Source organism: Streptomyces sp. CRCS-T-1 (assembly GCF_024442335.1).
GTDB lineage: Bacteria > Actinomycetota > Actinomycetes > Streptomycetales > Streptomycetaceae > Streptomyces > Streptomyces koelreuteriae.
This window is the reverse complement of record NZ_CP101651.1, coordinates 1,910,176-1,929,601: the sequence shown is the minus strand read 5'-3', so window position 1 is coordinate 1,929,601 and position 19,426 is coordinate 1,910,176. Positions and strand designations below refer to the sequence as shown.

Annotated in this window: 19 protein-coding genes; 14 read left to right on the top strand and 5 right to left on the bottom strand. The window is 71.4% G+C overall.

Translation table 11 applies throughout. The features are described from left to right. Positions 1 to 7: 7 nt before the first annotated feature. Complete coding sequence (locus tag NNW99_RS08510) at positions 8 to 856, top strand: sulfurtransferase (protein WP_215118098.1); 849 nt, start codon at positions 8 to 10, stop codon at positions 854 to 856. Positions 857 to 945: 89 nt separating this feature from the next. On the opposite strand, the gene sepH is transcribed toward NNW99_RS08510, so the two are convergent. Continuing rightward, complete coding sequence (sepH, locus tag NNW99_RS08505) at positions 946 to 1,995, bottom strand: septation protein SepH (RefSeq protein WP_215118097.1); 1,050 nt, start codon at positions 1,993 to 1,995, stop codon at positions 946 to 948. 471 nt (positions 1,996 to 2,466) lie between these two features. Between sepH and NNW99_RS08500 the strand changes: the two genes are divergently transcribed. Further along, entirely contained in the window at positions 2,467 to 3,315 is an 849-nt protein-coding gene (locus NNW99_RS08500) for a hypothetical protein (RefSeq protein ID WP_215118096.1), read from the top strand. Here NNW99_RS08500 and NNW99_RS08495 read toward each other — a convergent pair. Together NNW99_RS08495 and NNW99_RS08490 are read right to left on the bottom strand one after the other, a co-directional pair. Then, positions 3,239 to 4,558, bottom strand: a complete 1,320-nt coding sequence (locus tag NNW99_RS08495) for a D-arabinono-1,4-lactone oxidase (protein WP_215118095.1) — start codon at positions 4,556 to 4,558, stop codon at positions 3,239 to 3,241. The two genes, NNW99_RS08500 and NNW99_RS08495, sit on opposite strands and share 77 nt — an antisense overlap. Next, positions 4,518 to 5,759 (bottom strand): MFS transporter, encoded by a 1,242-nt coding sequence (locus tag NNW99_RS08490; protein WP_215118094.1) that lies wholly within the window; start codon positions 5,757 to 5,759, stop codon positions 4,518 to 4,520. The genes NNW99_RS08495 and NNW99_RS08490 overlap by 41 nt, the downstream gene beginning before the upstream one ends. 170 nt (positions 5,760 to 5,929) lie before the next feature. Between NNW99_RS08490 and NNW99_RS08485 the strand changes: the two genes are divergently transcribed. Together NNW99_RS08485 and NNW99_RS08480 are read left to right on the top strand one after the other, a co-directional pair. Continuing rightward, a complete protein-coding gene (locus NNW99_RS08485) occupies positions 5,930 to 7,057 on the top strand; it encodes a ferrochelatase (RefSeq protein WP_215118093.1) in 1,128 nt (375 codons plus the stop codon). Between the two features lie 8 nt (positions 7,058 to 7,065). Beyond that, on the top strand, positions 7,066 to 7,881 hold the full coding sequence (locus tag NNW99_RS08480; RefSeq protein ID WP_215118092.1) for an inositol monophosphatase family protein: 816 nt from the start codon (positions 7,066 to 7,068) through the stop codon (positions 7,879 to 7,881). A gap of 121 nt (positions 7,882 to 8,002) precedes the next feature. On the opposite strand, the gene NNW99_RS08475 is transcribed toward NNW99_RS08480, so the two are convergent. Continuing rightward, positions 8,003 to 8,176: a hypothetical protein gene (locus NNW99_RS08475; RefSeq protein ID WP_215118091.1), complete on the bottom strand. Its 174-nt coding sequence runs from the start codon at positions 8,174 to 8,176 to the stop codon at positions 8,003 to 8,005. A gap of 438 nt (positions 8,177 to 8,614) precedes the next feature. Between NNW99_RS08475 and NNW99_RS08470 the strand changes: the two genes are divergently transcribed. The 4 genes from NNW99_RS08470 (at position 8,615) to NNW99_RS08455 (ending at position 12,192) form a co-directional block, all read left to right on the top strand. Beyond that, positions 8,615 to 9,268, top strand: coding sequence for a response regulator transcription factor (locus tag NNW99_RS08470; protein ID WP_016432179.1), 654 nt, complete (start codon positions 8,615 to 8,617; stop codon positions 9,266 to 9,268). 6 nt (positions 9,269 to 9,274) lie between these two features. Further along, positions 9,275 to 10,507 (top strand): HAMP domain-containing sensor histidine kinase, encoded by a 1,233-nt coding sequence (locus NNW99_RS08465; RefSeq protein ID WP_215118090.1) that lies wholly within the window; start codon positions 9,275 to 9,277, stop codon positions 10,505 to 10,507. Between the two features lie 406 nt (positions 10,508 to 10,913). Next, the gene (locus NNW99_RS08460) at positions 10,914 to 11,210 is read left to right on the top strand and encodes a DUF4193 domain-containing protein (protein WP_003993510.1); all 297 of its coding nucleotides are present in this window, start codon (positions 10,914 to 10,916) and stop codon (positions 11,208 to 11,210) included. A 13-nt stretch (positions 11,211 to 11,223) separates the two neighbouring features. After that, positions 11,224 to 12,192: an EcsC family protein gene (locus NNW99_RS08455; RefSeq protein ID WP_215118089.1), complete on the top strand. Its 969-nt coding sequence runs from the start codon at positions 11,224 to 11,226 to the stop codon at positions 12,190 to 12,192. Positions 12,193 to 12,235: 43 nt separating this feature from the next. Here the strand turns inward: NNW99_RS08455 and NNW99_RS08450 are convergent, their stop codons facing one another. Further along, a complete protein-coding gene (locus NNW99_RS08450; protein ID WP_215118088.1) occupies positions 12,236 to 12,703 on the bottom strand; it encodes a DUF3093 domain-containing protein in 468 nt (155 codons plus the stop codon). Positions 12,704 to 12,761: 58 nt separating this feature from the next. Between NNW99_RS08450 and NNW99_RS08445 the strand changes: the two genes are divergently transcribed. The 6 genes from NNW99_RS08445 to NNW99_RS08420 all read left to right on the top strand — a co-directional run bounded on the left by NNW99_RS08445 (position 12,762) and on the right by NNW99_RS08420 (position 19,424). After that, on the top strand, positions 12,762 to 13,346 hold the full coding sequence (locus NNW99_RS08445) for a PaaI family thioesterase (RefSeq protein ID WP_215118087.1): 585 nt from the start codon (positions 12,762 to 12,764) through the stop codon (positions 13,344 to 13,346). An 86-nt stretch (positions 13,347 to 13,432) separates the two neighbouring features. Then, positions 13,433 to 13,993 (top strand): dUTP diphosphatase, encoded by a 561-nt coding sequence (dut, locus tag NNW99_RS08440; protein ID WP_215124205.1) that lies wholly within the window; start codon positions 13,433 to 13,435, stop codon positions 13,991 to 13,993. 1 nt (position 13,994) lies between these two features. After that, the gene (locus NNW99_RS08435; RefSeq protein ID WP_215118086.1) at positions 13,995 to 14,744 is read left to right on the top strand and encodes a DUF3710 domain-containing protein; all 750 of its coding nucleotides are present in this window, start codon (positions 13,995 to 13,997) and stop codon (positions 14,742 to 14,744) included. 159 nt (positions 14,745 to 14,903) lie between these two features. Further along, positions 14,904 to 16,070, top strand: coding sequence for an alginate lyase family protein (locus NNW99_RS08430; RefSeq protein ID WP_215118085.1), 1,167 nt, complete (start codon positions 14,904 to 14,906; stop codon positions 16,068 to 16,070). Positions 16,071 to 16,200: 130 nt separating this feature from the next. Beyond that, the gene (locus NNW99_RS08425; protein WP_215118084.1) at positions 16,201 to 18,744 is read left to right on the top strand and encodes an ATP-binding protein; all 2,544 of its coding nucleotides are present in this window, start codon (positions 16,201 to 16,203) and stop codon (positions 18,742 to 18,744) included. Then, positions 18,741 to 19,424, top strand: coding sequence for a response regulator (locus NNW99_RS08420; RefSeq protein ID WP_215118083.1), 684 nt, complete (start codon positions 18,741 to 18,743; stop codon positions 19,422 to 19,424). Before NNW99_RS08425 ends, NNW99_RS08420 begins: the two co-directional genes overlap by 4 nt. Positions 19,425 to 19,426 lie beyond the last annotated feature (2 nt).

Here is a 19,426-nt window from a genome sequence, read left to right as displayed (position 1 = left end):
TGGGGCCATGAACGCCATCATCTCCGCATCCGACCTCGCGAACGATCTGATGGGCGCGGGCCCGCCGGTCCTGCTCGACGTCCGCTGGCAGCTCACCGCGGCCAGGGCAGCGGGTGAGCCGCCGTACGACGGCCGGGCCGACTACGAGAGGGGGCACCTGCCCGGGGCCGTCTTCGTCGACCTGGACCGGGAGTTGGCCTCCGCGCCGGGCAAGGGCGGCCGGCATCCACTGCCCGGCCTCGAGCACTTCGGCGCCGCGATGCGCCGGGCGGGCGTGTCGTCCGGAACGCCGGTCGTCGTCTACGACGGCGGACAGGGCTGGGCGGCCGCCCGGGCGTGGTGGATGCTGCGCTGGACGGGTCACCCGGACGTGCGGGTCCTCGACGGCGGGTTGCCGTCCTGGGAGGGGGCGTTGGAGAAGTCCGTGCCCGCCCCCGCGGAGGGCGACTTCGTGCCCGAGCCCGGGGCGGGGCTGCTCGACGCCGACGCCGCCGCGGAGTTGGCGCGGTCCGGGGTGCTGCTGGACGCGCGGGCGGGGGAGCGGTACCGGGGAGAGGTGGAGCCGATCGACCCGGTGGCCGGGCACATTCCGGGCGCGCTGTCGGCGCCCACCACCGAGAACGTGGGGGCGGACGGGCGCTACCTCCCCGCCCAGGAGCTGCGGGAGCGCTTCAAGGGGCTCGGGGTGTCCGAGGGTTCACGGGTCGGCGTGTACTGCGGCTCGGGCGTGTCCGCGGCCCATGAGGTCCTGGCGCTGGCGGTCGCGGGGATTCCGGCGGAGCTGTATGTGGGGTCGTGGTCGGAGTGGTCCTCGGACCCGGACCGGCCGGTCGCGGTGGGGCCGGATCCCCAGTAGCCCGGCGTGCACAGAGGGCCGCGCCCGGAAGGCGCGGCCCTCATGGCCGTACGGTCGGCGTCAACGCCGTGTGTTCCGGCTGCTCCCCGCTATTCCTGCTTCTTGCGGCGCGTCCCGAACACGATCTCGTCCCAGCTCGGGACGGCGGCTCTGCGACCCGGACGGACGCCGTCGGCCTCGGCCTGGCGGTCGGTGGAGCCGATGAGCCGGTCGCGGTGGCTGCCGACGGAGCGCGGCATGAGGACGTCCGCGTACGCGGAGCCGGCCGAGGCGGCGGGGGCCGGGGGCTCCTCCTCCTCGGGCTCGACGACGAGGGGCTCCTCGTCCTCGGGCTCCGCTACCGGGCGCTCCGGCACCACCAGATCGCCGCGGAAGCTCGGCACCGCCTCCAGCAGGCTGGTCAGCGAGTCCCGCTCGCCCGTCGCGGTCGTGCTCTCCTCGAGCGGTTCGGACGCCTGCGCGGGCAGGGCGGGCCGCTCGCGCTCGACGGGCCGGTCCAGCGGCCGGTCGCGCGGCAGCCGGGCGATCCGCGGGACGAACGGGAAGCTGGGCTCGGGCGCGGCCAGGTCGTCGGTCTCGCCGATGAGCATGCGTGCCTCGTCGTCGACGGCCTGGACGAGCCGCCGGGGCGGGTCGTAGGTCCAGCTCGCCGAGTGCGGCTCGCTCGCGACGCGGTAGACCAGCAGAACCTCCCACGTGCCGTCGTCACGACGCCACGAGTCCCACTGGACGGTGTCCTTGTCGACACCGCGCACCATCAGCCGCTCCTGCACGGCCTCGCCCAGCGGCGGGCCGGAGTTCTCGCCGGGGCGGCGGACCGGGGTCTTGCGGGCCCGCTCGGCCATGAACGCACGCTCGGCGAGCACCGGGCCCTCGAAGCGGCGCACCCGGTCGACGGGGATGCCTGCCATTTGCGCGACCTCTTCCGCGGTCGCGCCGGCTCGTATACGCGCCTGGATGTCGCGGGGGCGGAGATGGCTCTCCACCTCGATCTCGATCTGGCCGAGGCGGGGACGGTCGCCGCGCACGGCGGCGCGGAGCCGTTCGTCGATCGGAAGCGTGTACTCCGTGCTGTCCGCAGCCTTCAGCACCAGCCGTGTGCCGTCATTCGAGACGGCCACGACACGCAGTTCGGGCATGGGGACCTCCCGGGTGGTGCCTGCCGACGTCACGTGCGTCGCTGCTTCCGCTAGTCGAGTGTGGCCTGCCCGGGTGCAGCCTGCCACAACCTTGCCGAGTTGCCCGGCGTGTCGGGCACGGGCCCTGGATCGCCGTTATGGCACGGTTACCTATTCGCAACGCTAAGTGACGAACTCTGTCACCCTGTGCAACTAGCCCCCTCCCGGCGGTCCTTAAAGGCCCCGTACACCCTGGTGGGAGACCGGACCCAGGGCTCGCCACAGTACTCCATTTGGGCCACGTGCGTGGATTGGCACGCCGCCCAACTTCTGACAAGAGGGGGGACTTGGTCGCCCCGTGCCCCCGATTCGTGATCTTGAACGTGGGGAAGTTCACGTAATCACCAGAAACGGAACTATCAGTTTCGGTCGGCCGTCCCCTTCTTGTGCAGTTGAACGACCATGTACGGGAAGGGCAGGCAAGATCCGGGGATGCGTGAAAGGTCCGATGGTGTCGGTGGAGCGAGCGATCCGGAGCCGGAGGGGCGGCGGCGGATCGACCTGAACATGCCGCAGGTCGCGGGCGGCGCCCTCGCGGCGGTCCTGGCCGCCAAACTGGCGTCCTACTTCGGGGTGTACGGGACGATCCTCGGCGCCGGCGTCGTCAGTGTCGTCGCCACCTGTGGCGGCTCCCTCTTCCAGCACTTCTTCAAGCAGACCGGCGAGCAGATCCGCGGCGCCGCGACCGGGCCCGCCAGGCCGGCGGCCGGGCCCGCGGGACAGGCGCCTCCGGCGCCCGGCGAGTTCACCGAGGGCACCGTCTACCGCGCCCGGGCCAGGGGCTGGAAGCGGCCGGTGCTCGCGGCGGCCGTGGTCTTCGGCGTCACGATGGCCGGAATCACCACCTACGAGCTGGCCTCGGGCCACAACCTCAGCGGCGGACGCAGCACGACCGTCGGCGACGCCCTGACCGGAAACACCTCTTCGGGCTCCGGGGGTTCGGGCGGCCGCGGTTCGAGGGACCCCGGGACCGCCGACGACTCCGGCGGCACCGACTCAGGTGGCTCCGAGTCAGGGGGCTCCGAGTCCGGCGCCGACACCGCGACGCCCAGCCCGTCCGGCACGGGCGAGGGCACCGGCACATCGAGGGGAGGGGGCACATCGCCCTCGCCCGGCGAGGACACCGGCACGGCGACCGACCCGGCGCCCACGCCGAGCGACGAGGGGAGTGCGGACCCCGGGAGCACCACCCCCAGCGCGTCGCCTACGCCCCCAGAACCCGCCGCAAGTAGTCGTTCTGGAACCGCCGATCAGGGTCGAGACGGTCCCGCAGCTCCGTGAACTCGCCGAAGCGCGGATACACCCGGGAGAAGTACTCGGCGTCCCTGGTGTGGACCTTGCCCCAGTGCGGACGGCCCTCGTGGGCGGTGAGGATGCGCTCGGCCGCGGTGAAGTACCGCTGGTAGGGCGTGCCCTGGAACATATGGACGGCGATGTACGCGGTGTCGCGGCCCGAGGCGGTGGACAGCGTGATGTCGTCGGCGGGAGCGGTGCGCACCTCGACGGGGAAGCTGACCCTCAGGCCCGAGCGGTCGACCATGGCCTTCAGCTCGCGCAGCGCGTCCGCGACGGCCGCGCGCTGTACGGCGTACTCCATCTCCACGAAGCGCACCCGGCGCGGAGACGTGAAGACCTTGTAAGGGATGTCGGTGTAGCTCCGCGCGGACAGCGCCTTGCTGGAGATCTGCGCGATCGCGGGGATCGTGGCGGGCACCGCGCGGCCGACCCAGTTGGCCACCTGGAAGACGCCGTTGGAGAGGAACTCGTCCTCGAACCAGCCCTGGAGCTGCGGCACGGGCTTCTCCGGGCCCGCGCTGCGGTTGTTGCGCTTGGTGTTGGTGCTGCCGGTGTGCGGGAACCAGTAGAACTCGAAGTGCTCGTTCTCGGCCCAGAGTTCCTCGAAGTCGGCGAGGACCCTGTCGAACGGCATCGGTTCCTCGCGGGCCGTGAGCAGGAAGACCGGCTCGACGGCGAACGTGATCGCGGTGACGATGCCCAGCGCCCCGAGGCCGATACGGGCCGCCGCGAAGACCTCCGGGTTCTCCTTCTCGGAGCAGCTGAGGACCGAGCCGTCCGCGGTGACCAGTTCCAGTCCCCGGATCTGGGCGGCGATCGAGGCGGAGTCGCGGCCCGTGCCGTGCGTGCCCGTGCTCGTGGCGCCGGAGACGGTCTGCTCCATGATGTCGCCCATGTTGGTGAGCGACAGGCCCTCACGCGCGAGGGCCATGTTGAGCCTCTTGAGCGGGGTGCCCGCCTCCACCGTGACCGTCATGGCATCGCGATCAATACCGCGTATGCCGGTCAACAGTTGAGGGCGGATCAATACGCCGTCCGTCGCGGCTATGGACGTGAAGGAATGTCCCGTGCCGACGGCCTTCACCCTCAGTCCGTCCTCGGCGGCCTGCCGCACGGCGGCGGCCAGCTCGTCGACGGATGCCGGGGTGACCTGCCGCGCGGGACGCGCGGAGACGTTGCCGCCCCAGTTACGCCACGTGCCGTTCTTTCCGTTCGCTGTGCTGCTCAACGGAGCCTCCCCGACCCGGAGCCGGCCGCTTGAGCCGGCGGAATCCCAGGAAACCCACCGCGACCGCGACGGCTCCGGCCACCACCGGAACCCCGTACCCGGCACGTGCCCCGGCCGCGTCGATCACCCAGCCGGCCGCGGAGGAGCCGAGTGCGACTCCCACCGCGAGCCCGGTGCTCACCCAGGTCATGCCCTCGGTGAGCTGCGCACGTGGTACGTGCTCTTCGATGAGGGACATCGTCGTGACCATCGTCGGAGCGACGGACAGACCCGCAACGAACAGCGCCACGGCCAGAAACGGCAAGTTTCCGACCAGTAGGAGGGGGATCATACTCACGGCCATGGCGCACACGCCCAGCAACCACCGACGTTCCGGCGCCCCGGCGAAGTGCAGCAGCCCGAAGATCATGCCCGCCAGGCAGGAACCCGCCGCGTACAGCGCGAGGACGATGCTCGCGGCGGCCTTGTGTCCCTCCTCGTCGGCGAAGGCCACGGTGACCACGTCGACCGACCCGAAGATCGCCCCGGTCGCCACGAACGTGGCCACCAGGACCTGAAGACCCCCCGCGCGGATCGCCGAACCGCCGCCGCCGTGCCGCTCGCGCGGGTGAGGCTCGGGCTCGGTGGCGCGCTGCGCGGTCAGCCAGAAGACGCCGGCCGCCAGGAAGCAGGCGGCGAGCAGCGGACCGGCCTCCGGGAACCAGGCCGTGGACAGGCCGATGGAGATGATCGGCCCGAAGACGAAGCACACCTCGTCCACCACGGACTCGAAGGAGTACGCCGTGTGCAGGTGCGGCGTGCCCCGGTACAGGGCCGCCCAGCGGGCCCGGATCATCGCGCCGACGCTCGGCACGCAGCCGATGCCGGCGCAGGCCACGAACAGCACCCAGTCCGGCCACCCGTAGTGCGCGGCGAACAGCAGCACGGTCGCGGCGGCCAGCGAGATCAGGGTCGCCGGGCGCAGCACCCGCCGCTGTCCGTACTGATCGACCAGCCGGGAGACCTGCGGCCCGGCCACCGCGGCGGAGAGCGCGATGGTCGCCGAAAGCGCGCCGGCCAGCCCGTAGCGCCCGGTGAGCTGCGAGATCATCGTGACCACGCCGATGCCCATCATCGACACCGGGATGCGACCGAGGAAGCCCGCGGCGGAGAAACCCTTGGAGCCTGGGGCTGCGAACAGAGCGCGGTAAGGGCTGGGCAACGGGTTCTCCGAAGGGCTCAGTAAGCTGCGAACGCAGTCGACACAGCTTACGCCCGGAGCGGATCGTTCCACCCGGGCGGACTCAGCCCCGGATCCGTCCCGGCCCGGCTGCCGCGCGGGTGTCACCCCGCCGTTTCCCGGGTGTCAGTGCAGGGTGGCAGGATCGACTCATGCCAGACGCGCGCGATGTCACCCCCTACGACGCCCTGCTGCTGCTCTCCTTCGGCGGCCCGGAAGGCCCGGACGACGTGGTCCCGTTCCTGGAGAACGTGACGCGCGGGCGTGGCATCCCCAAGGAACGCCTCAAGGAAGTCGGGCAGCACTACTTCCTGTTCGGCGGGGTCAGCCCCATCAACGACCAGAACCGCGCCCTGCTGGACGCCCTGCGCAAGGACTTCGCCGACCACGGCCTCGACCTGCCGGTCTACTGGGGCAACCGCAACTGGGCGCCGTACCTGACGGACACCCTGCGCGAGATGGTCCGCGACGGGCGCCGCCGCGTCCTGGTCCTCGCCACCAGCGCCTACGCCTCCTACTCGGGCTGCCGCCAGTACCGCGAGAACCTCGCCGACGCACTCGCGGCCCTGGAGAGCGAGGGCCTGGAGCTGCCCCGGGTCGACAAGCTGCGGCACTACTTCAACCACCCGGGCTTCCTGGAGCCCATGATCGACGGGGTGCTCCGCTCTCTCGCCGAGCTCGACGAGGACGTCCGGGACGGGGCGCACCTCGCCTTCTCGACCCACTCGATCCCGACGGCCTCCGCCGACACCTCCGGGCCCGCCCGGGACCACGGCGACGGCGGCGCCTACGTCCGGCAGCACCTGGACGCGGCGAAGCTGATCGCGGACGCCGTCCGGGAGCGCACCGGCGTCGACCACCCCTGGCAGCTCGTCTACCAGTCGCGGTCCGGCGCCCCGCACATCCCGTGGCTGGAGCCCGACATCTGCGACCACCTGGAGGAGCGGCACGCGGCCGGTGTCCCGGCCGTCGTGATCGCGCCCATCGGGTTCGTCTCCGACCACATGGAGGTCCTGTACGACCTCGACACGGAGGCGAGGGCGAAGGCCGAGGAGCTGGGGCTGCCGATGCGCCGCTCGGCCACCGTCGGTGCCGACCCCCGGTTCGCCGCCGCCGTCCGCGAACTCATCGTGGAGCGGGCCGCCGCCGAGCGCGGGCAGGAGGTCACCCCGTGCGCCCTCGGCGCCCTCGGGGCGAGCCACGACCTCTGCCCGGTCGGCTGCTGCCCGGCCCGCGCCCCCCGGCCCGCCGCGGCGGGCGCCGACAGCACCTACGCGTGAGGAGCCTTGTGACCGACCCCCTGCACTCGGACCTGCTCGACCTCGCCCAGGAGGCCGCCCGCCGCGCCGGCGCCCTGCTGCGGGACGGGCGCCCGGCCGACCTGGCGGTCGCCGCGACCAAGTCCAGCCCCATCGACGTCGTCACGGAGATGGACATCGCGGCCGAGAAGCTGATCACCGGCCTGATCGCCGAGCGCCGCCCGGACGACGGCATCCTCGGCGAGGAGGGCGCCTCCACGGAGGGCACCAGCGGCATCCGCTGGGTCGTCGACCCGCTCGACGGCACGGTCAACTACCTGTACGGGCTGCCCACCTGGTCCGTCTCCATCGCCGCCGAGCAGGACGGCGAGACCGTCGTCGGAGTGGTCACGGCCCCGATGCGCGGCGAGACGTTCCACGCCGTGCGCGGCGGCGGCGCCTGGGCCACGGGAGCCTGGGACGGCGAGCGCCGGCTGGCCTGCCGCCCCGCGCCGCCCCTGGACCAGGCGCTGGTCTCGACGGGCTTCAACTACGTCACCGAGGTCCGCACCCACCAGGCCGAGGTCGCCCAGCGGCTGATCCCGCTGCTGCGCGACATCCGGCGCGGCGGCTCGGCCGCGGTCGACCTGTGCGACCTGGCCGCGGGACGCCTCGACGGCTACTACGAGCGCGGTCTGCACGCCTGGGACCTGGCGGCGGGTGACCTCATCGCCCGGGAGGCGGGCGCCCTGACCGGTGGACGCCCCGGAGAACGCCCGTCGGGTGATCTGACGGTCGCGGGGACCCCGGGTGTCTTCGAACCCTTCCAGCGCCTCCTGGAGGACTTCGGCGCGTGGCACGACTGAGGGCGGCGCGGACCGGCGTACGACGGCCCACGCCGGGCTGAACACCTGGTGAACGAGCCCGTACGACGACGAAGCGGGCCCCGGCGCTGGATTCGCCGGGGCCCGCTTCGTACGCCTTGAGTCAGACGCTCGCTGCGCTGACCTCCACACCGTGCTCGGCGGCGAGGCGGCGCAGGTCGTCGAGCTCGCCCTGCTCCACTTCGACGAGGAAGTCGTCGCCCTCGTCTCGAGCCCGGGACAGATCGGACTCGGTCGCCCTTATGCGCTGCAGAAGTCCTGCGGTGAATGCGTCCATGCTGCGCCCCCTCGTCCTGGGTCGTGGGTCGTCGGCACGGGGGTGTGCCGTTCGGAAGGGACGATCACGCCTCCGGTGGATGCCCAGCGCCGCTCTGCTGGGCGGCGGCGGTGCCGGACACCCACGCCCGCTCTGCGGAAAAGCGGATTGATGCGCACCGCATGGTGGCGCGGTACCAGCAGAGTGTGATCGTGGGATGTAAAGCCGTCCTCCCCAAGCTCTCTTCCGTGGAAACCTAACCGGAGGAGAAAATCTCCTATTCCCCGCGCCCGCACCCGCGCTCACACCCGGGCCCGACCTCTCCCTCACCCGCCTTACCTCCGACTTATGGCCGAAAAGGGCAGGATGGAGGGCAACACACCAACAGACCGTCGAAGACCCCTGCCCGCATGCGCCCGTGAAGCGCCGCGCGGGTGGACATGAGGAAGGACTAGGGACGTGCGCGTACTCGTCGTCGAGGACGAGCAACTGCTCGCCGATGCGGTGGCCACCGGACTGCGCCGGGAGGCCATGGCCGTCGACGTCGTGTACGACGGTGCGGCCGCCCTGGAGCGCATCGGCGTCAACGACTACGACGTGGTCGTCCTCGACCGCGACCTCCCGCTCGTGCACGGCGACGACGTCTGCCGCAAGATCGTCGAGCTCGGCATGCCCACCCGCGTGCTGATGCTCACGGCCTCCGGCGATGTCAGCGACCGGGTCGAGGGCCTGGAGATCGGTGCCGACGACTATCTGCCCAAGCCCTTCGCGTTCAGCGAGCTCATCGCGCGCGTGCGGGCCCTCGGCCGGCGCACCAGCGTGCCCCTGCCGCCCGTGCTGGAGCGCTCCGGCATCAAGCTCGACCCCAACCGCCGCGAGGTCTTCCGCGACGGCAAGGAGGTCCAGCTCGCGCCCAAGGAGTTCGCCGTCCTCGAGGTGCTGATGCGCAGCGAGGGCGCCGTCGTCTCGGCGGAGCAGCTGCTGGAGAAGGCCTGGGACGAGAACACCGACCCGTTCACGAACGTCGTGCGGGTGACCGTCATGACCCTGCGCCGCAAGCTCGGCGAGCCGCCCGTCATCGTCACCGTCCCCGGCTCCGGCTACCGGATCTGATCCCCCGTGGCAGCGACTCCCGCGCCCCCGCAGGCGCCCCCGAAGCCCACCTGGGACCCCAGAAGGCCCGCGCCGCCCATCCCGTGGCTGCGCCCGACCATCCGCATACGGCTCACGCTGCTCTACGGCGGCATGTTCCTGATCGCCGGCATCCTGCTGCTGTCGATCATCTACCTGCTGGCCGCGCAGGCGCTCAACGTGGGCAGCGAGCTGCCGTTCAAGATCGTCGAGGGCAAGGTCACCAGCGACATCTGCAATCTGCCCGGCCAGGCCTCGCCCAGCGAGTTCAACGAGGCCATGAACCGCTGCGTCAACGACCAGCGCCAGCACGCCCTGGACAACCTGCTCAGCCGCTCGCTCCTGGCCTTGCTGGGCCTGGCGGTCATCGCCTTCGCCTTCGGCTACGCGATGGCCGGCCGGGTCCTGTCGCCGCTGGGCCGCATCACCCGTACCGCCCGTACGGTGGCGGGCTCCGACCTGTCCCGCCGGATCGAGCTGGACGGCCCGGACGACGAGCTGAAGGAGCTGGCGGACACCTTCGACGACATGCTGGAGCGGCTGCAGCGCGCCTTCACCGCCCAGCAGCGCTTCGTCGGCAACGCCTCGCACGAGCTGCGGACGCCGCTGGCGATCAACCGCACGCTCCTGGAGGTGCATCTGTCCGACCCGGGCGCGCCGGTGGAGCTCCAGCAGCTCGGAAAAACGCTGCTGGCCACCAACGAGCGCAGCGAGCAGCTCGTCGAGGGCCTGCTGCTGCTCGCCCGCAGCGACAACCAGATCGTGGAGCGGGGGCCGGTGGACCTCGCCGAGGTCGCCTCGCAGGCGATCGACCAGGTGCACGGCGAGGCCGAGGACAAGGGCGTGCGGATCCGTGGCGAACAGAAGCCCGCGGTCGTCCAGGGCAACGGCGTGCTGCTGGAGCGGATCGCGCTCAACCTGGTGCAGAACGCCGTGCGCTACAACGTGGCCGAGGACGGCTGGGTCGAGGTCACCACCGAGATCCAGCACGGCCAGGCGATCCTGGTCGTCTCGAACACGGGCCCGGTCGTACCGGCGTACGAGATCGACAACCTCTTCGAGCCGTTCCGGCGGCTGCGCACGGAGCGCACGGGCAGCGACAAGGGCGTAGGCCTCGGCCTGTCCATCGTCCGGTCCGTGGCCCGGGCGCACGGCGGGCACATCTACGCCCAGCCGCGGGAGGGAGGTGGGCTCGTGATGCGAGTCACGCTGCCCATCTGAGATCATGTCGCCGATCAACTCGGCGGTGCACGGGGATGTTCGCTTTGCGCGGAATTTCTGAGGCCTCACCTCGCGCACCCCGTGTGTGATCGATCACAGGGGCGCCTTTCCGGCCATCTACTCTCCGTGATCATGAGTCCTGTCGGAAAGCCGGGAAAATCCCGGTTTTCGGGGGTCTTGATCACGGGAAGTACAGGGTGAGACGCCTTTGAGGTGCGGCATTCGGACCGTGTACGGTCCCCATCGCCATCCAAGCCGATCACTCGTGAGGAGTCCGGTTGGGTGTCGATTGAGTAACAGACCTTGATGTGAGGCAAAATCTCCGCCTCAGGTCGGGCACAAGTCCGGCCTCTCACGCGTTACGTGCGCTGGAGACACCGCAGACACCCAGAGGGGGAGAGCGACCATGGCAACCGATTACGACACTCCACGCAAGACCGACGACGACGTTGACTCGGACAGCCTCGAAGAGCTGAAGGCTCGACGGAACGACAAGTCGGCTTCCGCAGTGGACGTCGACGAATTCGAGGCCGCCGAAGGCCTCGAGCTGCCCGGAGCCGATCTCTCGAACGAGGAACTGGCCGTCCGGGTGCTCCCGAAGCAGCAGGACGAGTTCACGTGCATGAGCTGCTTCCTGGTGCACCACCGCAGCCAGCTGGCCCGGGAGAAGAACGGCCAGCCGATCTGCCGCGACTGCGACTGAGGCGGGGTCGGCCGTGACTGGCTCGACCCCTCCCTGGAAGCGCCGCTTCTCCAAGCGGAAAGCGGACGAAGGGCCGATGGAAGGCCCGCAGTACGGCGTGCGTGACGACGAGCGAGGCCGGGCCGGCACGGGGGCGGCCTCGCTCGAACCGGTCGCGGACCGGGGTGACCTCCCGGCGTCCGCGGACGTCCCCGCGCCCGTCGCCCGACGGCGGGCGGGGGCGATCCGGGAGAAGGCCAGGGAGAGCGCCCGCAAGGGCGGTGCCCGGGCCCGGGCGGGGCTCGCGTACCTCACCGACCGGATCATCGAACTCTCACCGCGGATCCCCGTGCGGGACCTGGCGACGCTGCGCAGGCAGTTCCCGGGCCTCGGACCGGAAGAGCTCGCGGACAAACTCGTGGCGGGCGCGGCGAGCGCGACGGCGACGGTCGGAGCGGGCATCGGCGCGGCCGCGATGCTTCCCGTACCACCCGCGCTGCCGACGGAACTGGCCGCCGAGGTCACCGGCGTCGCCGCGATCGAGCTGAAGCTGATCGCCGAACTCCACGAGGTCTACGGCGCGCGACCGCCCGGCAACCTCAAGCAGCGCAGCACCGCGTATCTCGACTCGTGGTCGGGGGAGCGCGGGATCGACGCCACCAAGCCGTCGACGCTGAGCGTGGCGCTGAACAGCCGCATGAAGCGGGAGCTGCGGCAGCGGATCATGAAGCGGATGGTCCGCAGCATGCCGAACCTGATCCCGTTCCTGGTGGGCGCAGCCGTCGGGGCGGCCATGAACCGCAGCGAGACGAGAAAGCTCGCCGCCCGGATCCGCGAGGACCTGCGCAGGATTCAGGTGCCCTGGGAGGCCCTGGAGGCGCTTCCCGCACTGGAACGTCCGGCGGACGCCCTGGAGATGGGCGAGATCACCAGCGACCCTCTGGGCCGCCGCGAGGACGCGAAGCACGACATCGAGGGCGACGACAAGCACGACGGGCGCTGAAGCCCTCCCGGCCGCCCGTCGGGTGAAGCCCCGATCGGATGTCCTACTCCGGCTTCCCCGGCTTCGTGGTCTTCAGCGCCTCCGCCAGACGCTCCGGCTCGCGCGTGGACAGATACAGGTACGGAGTCGGGTCCTCCGGGTCCGTGACCTTCACGCGCAGGGCCGTGGGGATGTAGGCGCGCAGCAGCAGAAAGGCGCGCGGGTCGGCCTTGTGCGTGCGCCAGGCGCGCGCCTCCTCCGCGTCCAGGACCTCCGAGTCGCCCAGCGCCGCCAGCGGGATCTTCGCCTCGCCCGCGATCAGCGAATCGCCCACCACACGGATGCGGACGGCGCCGTACGAACTCGCGGCGACGGCCGCGACCGCGGTGCCCCCGGCCAGGCCGCCGAGCATGGGCAGCGTGCCGAACGGCAGCAGGAGCAGGGCCATCGATACGCCGACGAGGAACGAGATCAGCCACCAGGTCCGGGGGGCGGTGAGGCGTTCTTCGTACGGGGCGGCGGAGAGCTGCATGGAGCCAAGCTTGACACGGTGTCCGCGGCGGGCCGACGCGCGGGTAAGGTCTCCGGCTGTGAGTCGTACATCCGCAGCTCTTCAGCCTCCGGCCGACGCCGTGCGACCGGTGCGGCATCCGGACGCTCCGGCGCCCGGTGAGCTCCTCGGCGCGCACTACGGCCAGTGCTTCGGCTGCGGTGGCGACCAGCCGCACGGGCTGCACCTGGAGGCGCGGGCCGGCGAGGGCGTGTCACTCACCGCCGAGTTCACCGTGCGGCCCGCCCACCAGGGCGCCCCCGGCCTCGCGCACGGCGGGGTGCTCGCCACCGCCCTGGACGAGGCCCTCGGCTCGCTGAACTGGCTGCTGCGCACGATCGCCGTGACCGGGCGACTGGAGACCGACTTCGTCGGGCCCGTGCCCGTCGGCACCACGCTGCACCTCCAGGCCGAGGTGACGGCGGTGGCCGGGCGGAAGATCTACTCGACCGCGACCGGACGCGTGGGAGGCCCCGACGGGCCCGTCGCCGTGCGCGCCGACGCGCTCTTCGTCGAGGTGAAGGTCGACCACTTCGTCGACCACGGCCGCCAGGAGGAGATCCAGGCGGCCATGAACGACCCGGACCAGGTCCGGCGCGCCCGTGCCTTCGAGGTGAATCCGTGAGCCTGGAAGGCCCCGTGAGCCCTGCCGGCCTCATCAGCCCCACCGATTCCACCGACCCCGCGAGCCCGGAAAGCCCCATGACTCCCATGAGCCCCGCGAGCCGTCAGCCCCTGGACGTGCTGATCCGGCGCGTCGACCCGGACGTACCCCTTCCGTCGTATGCGCAGCCCGGTGACGCGGGAGCCGATCTGCGCACCACCGAGGCGTGTCAACTGGAGCCGGGCGAGCGGGCCGTGCTGCCCACGGGCGTGTCTGTGGCGCTGCCGGAGGGGTACGCGGCCTTCGTGCACCCGCGATCCGGTCTGGCCGCGCGCTGCGGCGTCGCCCTGGTGAATGCCCCGGGGACGGTTGATGCCGGGTACCGTGGGGAGATCAAGGTGATCGTGGTGAATCTCGACCCGCGCGAGGCCGTGCGGTTCGAGCGCTTCGACCGGATTGCCCAACTGGTAGTCCAGCAGGTCGAGAAGGTTCGCTTCCAAGAGGTGGCAAAACTTCCCGACTCGGCGCGGGCCGAGGGGGGCTTCGGGTCCACCGGAGGCCATGCGGCGGTGGACGGGACGAGCGGCACAAGCGGTCAGGCCGCCCTGGGCGGTCGGACGGGTGGGAATCGATACGCTTCGGTCGTATCCGACCGGGAAGGACAGTGACGTGTTCGGACGTCGCAAGAATAGGGATGCCGCCGAAGACGCGGCCGGCGAGACCGAGCAGGTCGTCGACGGTGTCGACAGTGAGGCGGACGAGGGCGAGCGCCTGAGGCTCGAGCCGGCGCCTCGGCCCGACGGGCCCTGGGACAGCTCCGAGGTCCATGACCCGGCCGAGGGCCGGGTCGACCTGGGCGGTCTGTTCGTGCCCGGCGTCGAGGGCATGGAGCTCAGGGTCGAGGTCGCGGGCGACGCGATCGTCGCGGCGACGGTGGTGCTGCGGGACAGCGCCGTGCAGCTCCAGGGCTTCGCCGCGCCCAAGCGTGAGGGCATCTGGGGCGAGGTGCGCGAGGAGATCGGCTCGGGCATCACCCAGCAGGGCGGCATCGTCGACGAGGTCGAGGGTCCGCTGGGCTGGGAGCTGCGGGCCCAGGTGCCGGTACAGCTGCCGGACGGCACCGGCGGCTTCCAGGTCGTACGGTTCATCGGCGTCGACGGACCCCGGTGGTTCCTGCGCGGGGTCATCTCGGGCCAGGGCGCGGTGCAGCCGCAGGCGGCCGGGCTGCTCGAGCAGATCTTCCGGGACACGGTCGTGGTCCGCGGCGAGGGCCCGATGGCGCCCCGCGACCCGATCGTCCTGAAGCTGCCGAACGACGCCCAGATGGTCCCCGAGGGCGTCCAGCAGGAGGAGGGCTCCCGCTTCGCCGGCGGAATGGGCCAGCTCCAGCGCGGACCGGAGATCACCGAGGTCCGCTGAGGCGGTTGGAGACAGCAGGGCCGTACCCCGCAGGGGGTACGGCCCTTTCTCATGCGTGAACCCTTGACGGCTCATTGGTCTGTACCTACCGTTTCGGTTCATCGCGTCTGTTCATAAAGGCGCTTCACGTTCACATACAAGAACGGAAGGCTCCTGCGCATGCACAGAACCGCTCTGTTGGCCGCCACGGCCTCCCTCGTGGCCGGCCTCCTCGCCTGGCCCGCGAACGCCGCTCCCAGCGACTTCGTCCACCCCGGAGTCACCGTCTCCAAGGGGCAGCTGGACTTCACCCGCTCCAAGGTCGGCTCCGGCGCCCAGCCCTGGAAGGGTGCCTTCGACCGGATGATCGCGAGCAAGTACGCCGACCTGAACCGCACGCCCGAGCCCCGGGCCGTCGTCGAGTGCGGTTCGTACTCCAACCCCAACCACGGCTGCACCGACGAACGCGAGGACGCGATCGCCGCCTACACCCAGGCCCTCGCCTGGTACGTCACCCGCGACGAACGGCACGCGCGCAAGGCCATCGAGCTGATGGACGCCTGGTCGGCCGTGATCAGGGACCACACCAACAGCAACGCGCCCCTGCAGACCGGCTGGGCCGGCTCCTCCTGGCCCAAGGCCGCCGAGATCATCAAGCACACCTACACCGGGACCTGGGCGAACTCCGGCCGCTTCGCCACCATGCTGCGCAACGTCTACCTCCCCGAGGTGATCAACGGCTCCCACTCCAACGGGAACTGGGAGCTGTCGATGATGGAGGCCGCCGTCGGCATCTCCGTCTTCCTGGAGGACAAGACGTCGTACGACAAGGCCATGGCGAAGTTCCGCACGCGGACCGCCGCCTACGTCTACCTGGCCTCCGACGGTGAGCTGCCGAAGACCGTGCCGAGCCAGAACCTCAACACCCGGGAGAAGATCGTCCGGTACTGGCAGGGGCAGTCGACCTTCGTCGACGGCCTCAGCCAGGAGACCTGCCGGGACTTCACCCACACCGGCTACGGCCTCTCGGCCATCTCGCACATCGCCGAGACCAGCCGGATCCAGGGCCAGGACCTCTACGGCACCGACGTGGGCGAGCGGCTGCGGCACGGGCTCGGCTTCCACGCCAAGTACGAGCTCGGCACCGCCGCCCCGGCATGGCTGTGCGGCGGCTCGCTCAAGCCCGGGCTCGGGCCGGTCCCCGAGGTCGGCCACAACGCCCTGGCCAACCGCCTCGGACACGCCATGACCAACACCGGGACACTGACCCAGCGGGGGCGCCCGGCCGGCAGCAACAACCTCTTCGTCGCCTGGGAGACCCTCACCCACGGCGACAATCCCGGGTGAGGCCCTGACCCGCCGGGCGCGTCAGAGTTCCGTCAAAGACGGTCCGCGGCCGCGCCCGGCACCCATATGCCGTAATTGCTGGCCGTAAGGTCGACGCTGCGCAAGCAGCAGACCGGAAGACAATGAGGCCATGGCACGCGGCAAGTTTCGGATCTACCTCGGTGCGGCACCGGGCGTCGGCAAGACGTACGCGATGCTCTCCGAGGCGCATCGCCGCGTCGAGCGGGGCACCGACTGCGTGGTCGCCTTCGTCGAGCACTACGACCGGCCCCGCACCGAGGTGATGCTGCACGGCCTGGAGCAGGTGTCGCGCAAGCAGCTGGAGTACCGCGGCGGCGTCTTCCCCGAGATGGACCTCGACGCCGTCCTGCGGCGCGCCCCCGCCGTCGCCCTGGTGGACGAACTGGCCCACACGAACGTCCCCGGCTCCCGCAACGCCAAGCGCTGGCAGGACGTGGAGGAGCTGCTGGCGGCCGGCATCGACGTGATCTCGACCGTCAACATCCAGCATCTGGAGTCCCTCGGCGACGTCGTCGAGTCGATCACCGGGGTGCGGCAGCAGGAGACCGTGCCGGACGAGGTGGTACGGCGGGCCGACCAGATCGAGCTGGTCGACATGTCGCCCGAGGCGCTGCGGCGGCGGATGGCGCACGGCAACATCTACAAGCCGGACAAGGTCGACGCGGCCCTCTCCAACTACTTCCGGCCCGGGAACCTGACCGCCCTGCGCGAGCTGGCGCTGCTGTGGGTGGCCGACCGGGTCGACGCCTATCTCACGCAGTACCGCAGCGAGCACCGGGTCTCGAGGATCTGGGGCTCGCGCGAGCGGATCGTGGTCGGCCTGACCGGAGGCCCGGAGGGCCGGACGCTGATCCGCCGTGCCGCGCGGCTGGCCGAGAAGGGCGCCGGCGGCGAGGTGCTGGCCGTCTACATAGCCCGCAGCGACGGGCTGACCTCGGCCTCGCCCAAGGAACTGGCGATGCAGCGGACCCTGGCCGAGGACCTCGGCGGTACCTTCCACCACGTCGTGGGCGACGACATACCGGCCGCCCTCCTCGACTTCGCCCGCGGTGTGAACGCCACCCAGATCGTGCTGGGCTCCTCGCGCCGCAAGACCTGGCAGTACGTCTTCGGGCCCGGTGTCGGCGCGACGGTCGCCCGGGAGTCCGGGCCCGACCTCGACGTGCACATCGTCACCCACGACGAGGTCGCCAAGGGCCGCGGCCTTCCCGTGGCCCGGGACGCGCGCCTCGGGCGCTCCCGGCGCGTATGGGGCTGGATCGTCGGCGTCGCCGGACCGCCGGCCCTGGCGGCGCTGCTCAACACCGTCGATCTCGGCCTCGCCAACGACATGCTGCTGTTCCTGGCGCTGACGGTCGCGGCGGCCCTGCTCGGCGGGCTGCTCCCCGCGCTGGCCTCGGCCGCGGTGGGATCCCTGCTGCTGAACTACTTCTACACACCGCCGCTGCACCGGTGGACCATCGCCGACCCGAAGAACATCGTCGCCATCGTCATCTTCGTGGCCGTCGGCGTGGCGGTGGCCTCCGTGGTCGACCTGGCCGCCCGCCGCACCCACCAGGCGGCCAGGCTGCGGGCCGAGTCGGAGATCCTGTCCTTCCTCGCGGGCAACGTGCTGCGCGGTGAGACCGGCCTGGAGGAGCTGCTGGAACGCGTCCGGGAGACCTTCGGGATGGAGTCGGCGGCCCTGCTGGAGCGGGCGAGCGACGTCGAGCCGTGGACCTGCGCGGGCCGCGTCGGGCAGGGGCATCCCGTGGAGCGGCCCGAGCAGGCGGACGTGGACATGCCGGTCGGGGACCATATGGCCCTCGCGCTCACCGGCCGCGTCCTGCCCGCCGAGGACCGCCGGGTGCTGGCCGCCTTCGCCGCCCAGGCCGCCGTCGTACTGGACCGCCGCCGGCTCCAGGAGGAGGCCGACCGGGCCCGCGCGCTCGCGGAGGGCAACCGCATCCGTACGGCGCTGCTGGCCGCCGTCAGCCACGATCTGCGCACCCCGCTCGCCGGGATCAAGGCGGCCGTGACCTCCCTGCGCTCCGAGGACGTCGAGTGGTCCGACGAGGACCAGGCGGAACTGCTGGAGGGCATCGAGGAGGGCGCGGACCGCCTCGACCACCTCGTCGGCAACCTGCTCGACATGTCCCGCCTCCAGACCGGCACGGTCACCCCCCTGATCCGCGAGATCGACCTCGACGAGGTGGTGCCCATGGCGCTCGGCGGGGTGCCCGAGGGCAGCGCCGACCTGGACGTCCCCGAGACCCTGCCGATGGTCGCCGTGGACCCGGGGCTGCTGGAGCGGGCGATGGCCAACCTGGTCGAGAACGCCGTCAAGTACAGTCCGCCCGGCTCGCCCGTGCTGGTCGCCGCCAGCGCGCTCGCCGACCGGGTGGAGGTGCGGGTGGTCGACCGGGGGCCGGGCGTCCCCGACGCGGCCAAGGACCGCATATTCGAACCCTTCCAGCGCTACGGCGACGCCCCCCGCGGCGCAGGCGTGGGCCTGGGGCTCGCGGTGGCGCGAGGCTTCGCCGAGGCCATGAGCGGCACCCTGAACGCCGAGGACACGCCCGGCGGCGGCCTCACCATGGTCCTCACCCTCCGCGCGGCGGGAACCCGCCCGGAGCCGCTGCACGCGGCAGAACCCGAAAGGCAGGTCTCATGACCCGCGTCCTGGTGGTCGACGACGAGCCCCAGATCGTGCGCGCTCTCGTGATCAACCTCAAGGCACGCAAGTACGAGGTCGACGCGGCCCATGACGGCGCCACCGCCCTCCAGCTCGCCGCCGCCCGCCACCCCGACGTGGTCGTCCTCGACCTCGGGCTGCCCGACATGGACGGCGTCGAGGTGATCAGGGGGCTGCGCGGCTGGACACGGGTGCCGATCCTGGTGCTCTCCGCCCGGCACTCCTCCGACGAGAAGGTCGAGGCGCTGGACGCGGGGGCCGACGACTACGTCACCAAGCCGTTCGGCATGGACGAGCTGCTGGCCCGGCTGCGGGCCGCCGTACGCCGGGCCGAGCCGGCCGGAGGAGGTGAGGACGACGTGATCGTGGAGACCGACGAGTTCACCGTCGACCTGGCCGCGAAGAAGGTCAACCGCGCCGGGAAGGACGTACGTCTGACCCCCACGGAATGGCATCTGCTGGAGGTCCTGGTGCGCCACAGCGGCCGCCTGGTCGGGCAGAAGCAGCTGCTCCAGGAGGTGTGGGGGCCGTCGTACGGGACGGAGACGAACTATCTGCGCGTGTACATGGCACAGCTGAGGCGGAAGCTGGAGGCGGACCCGTCGCATCCGAAGCACTTCATCACCGAGCCGGGGATGGGGTACCGCTTCGAGAAGTAGGG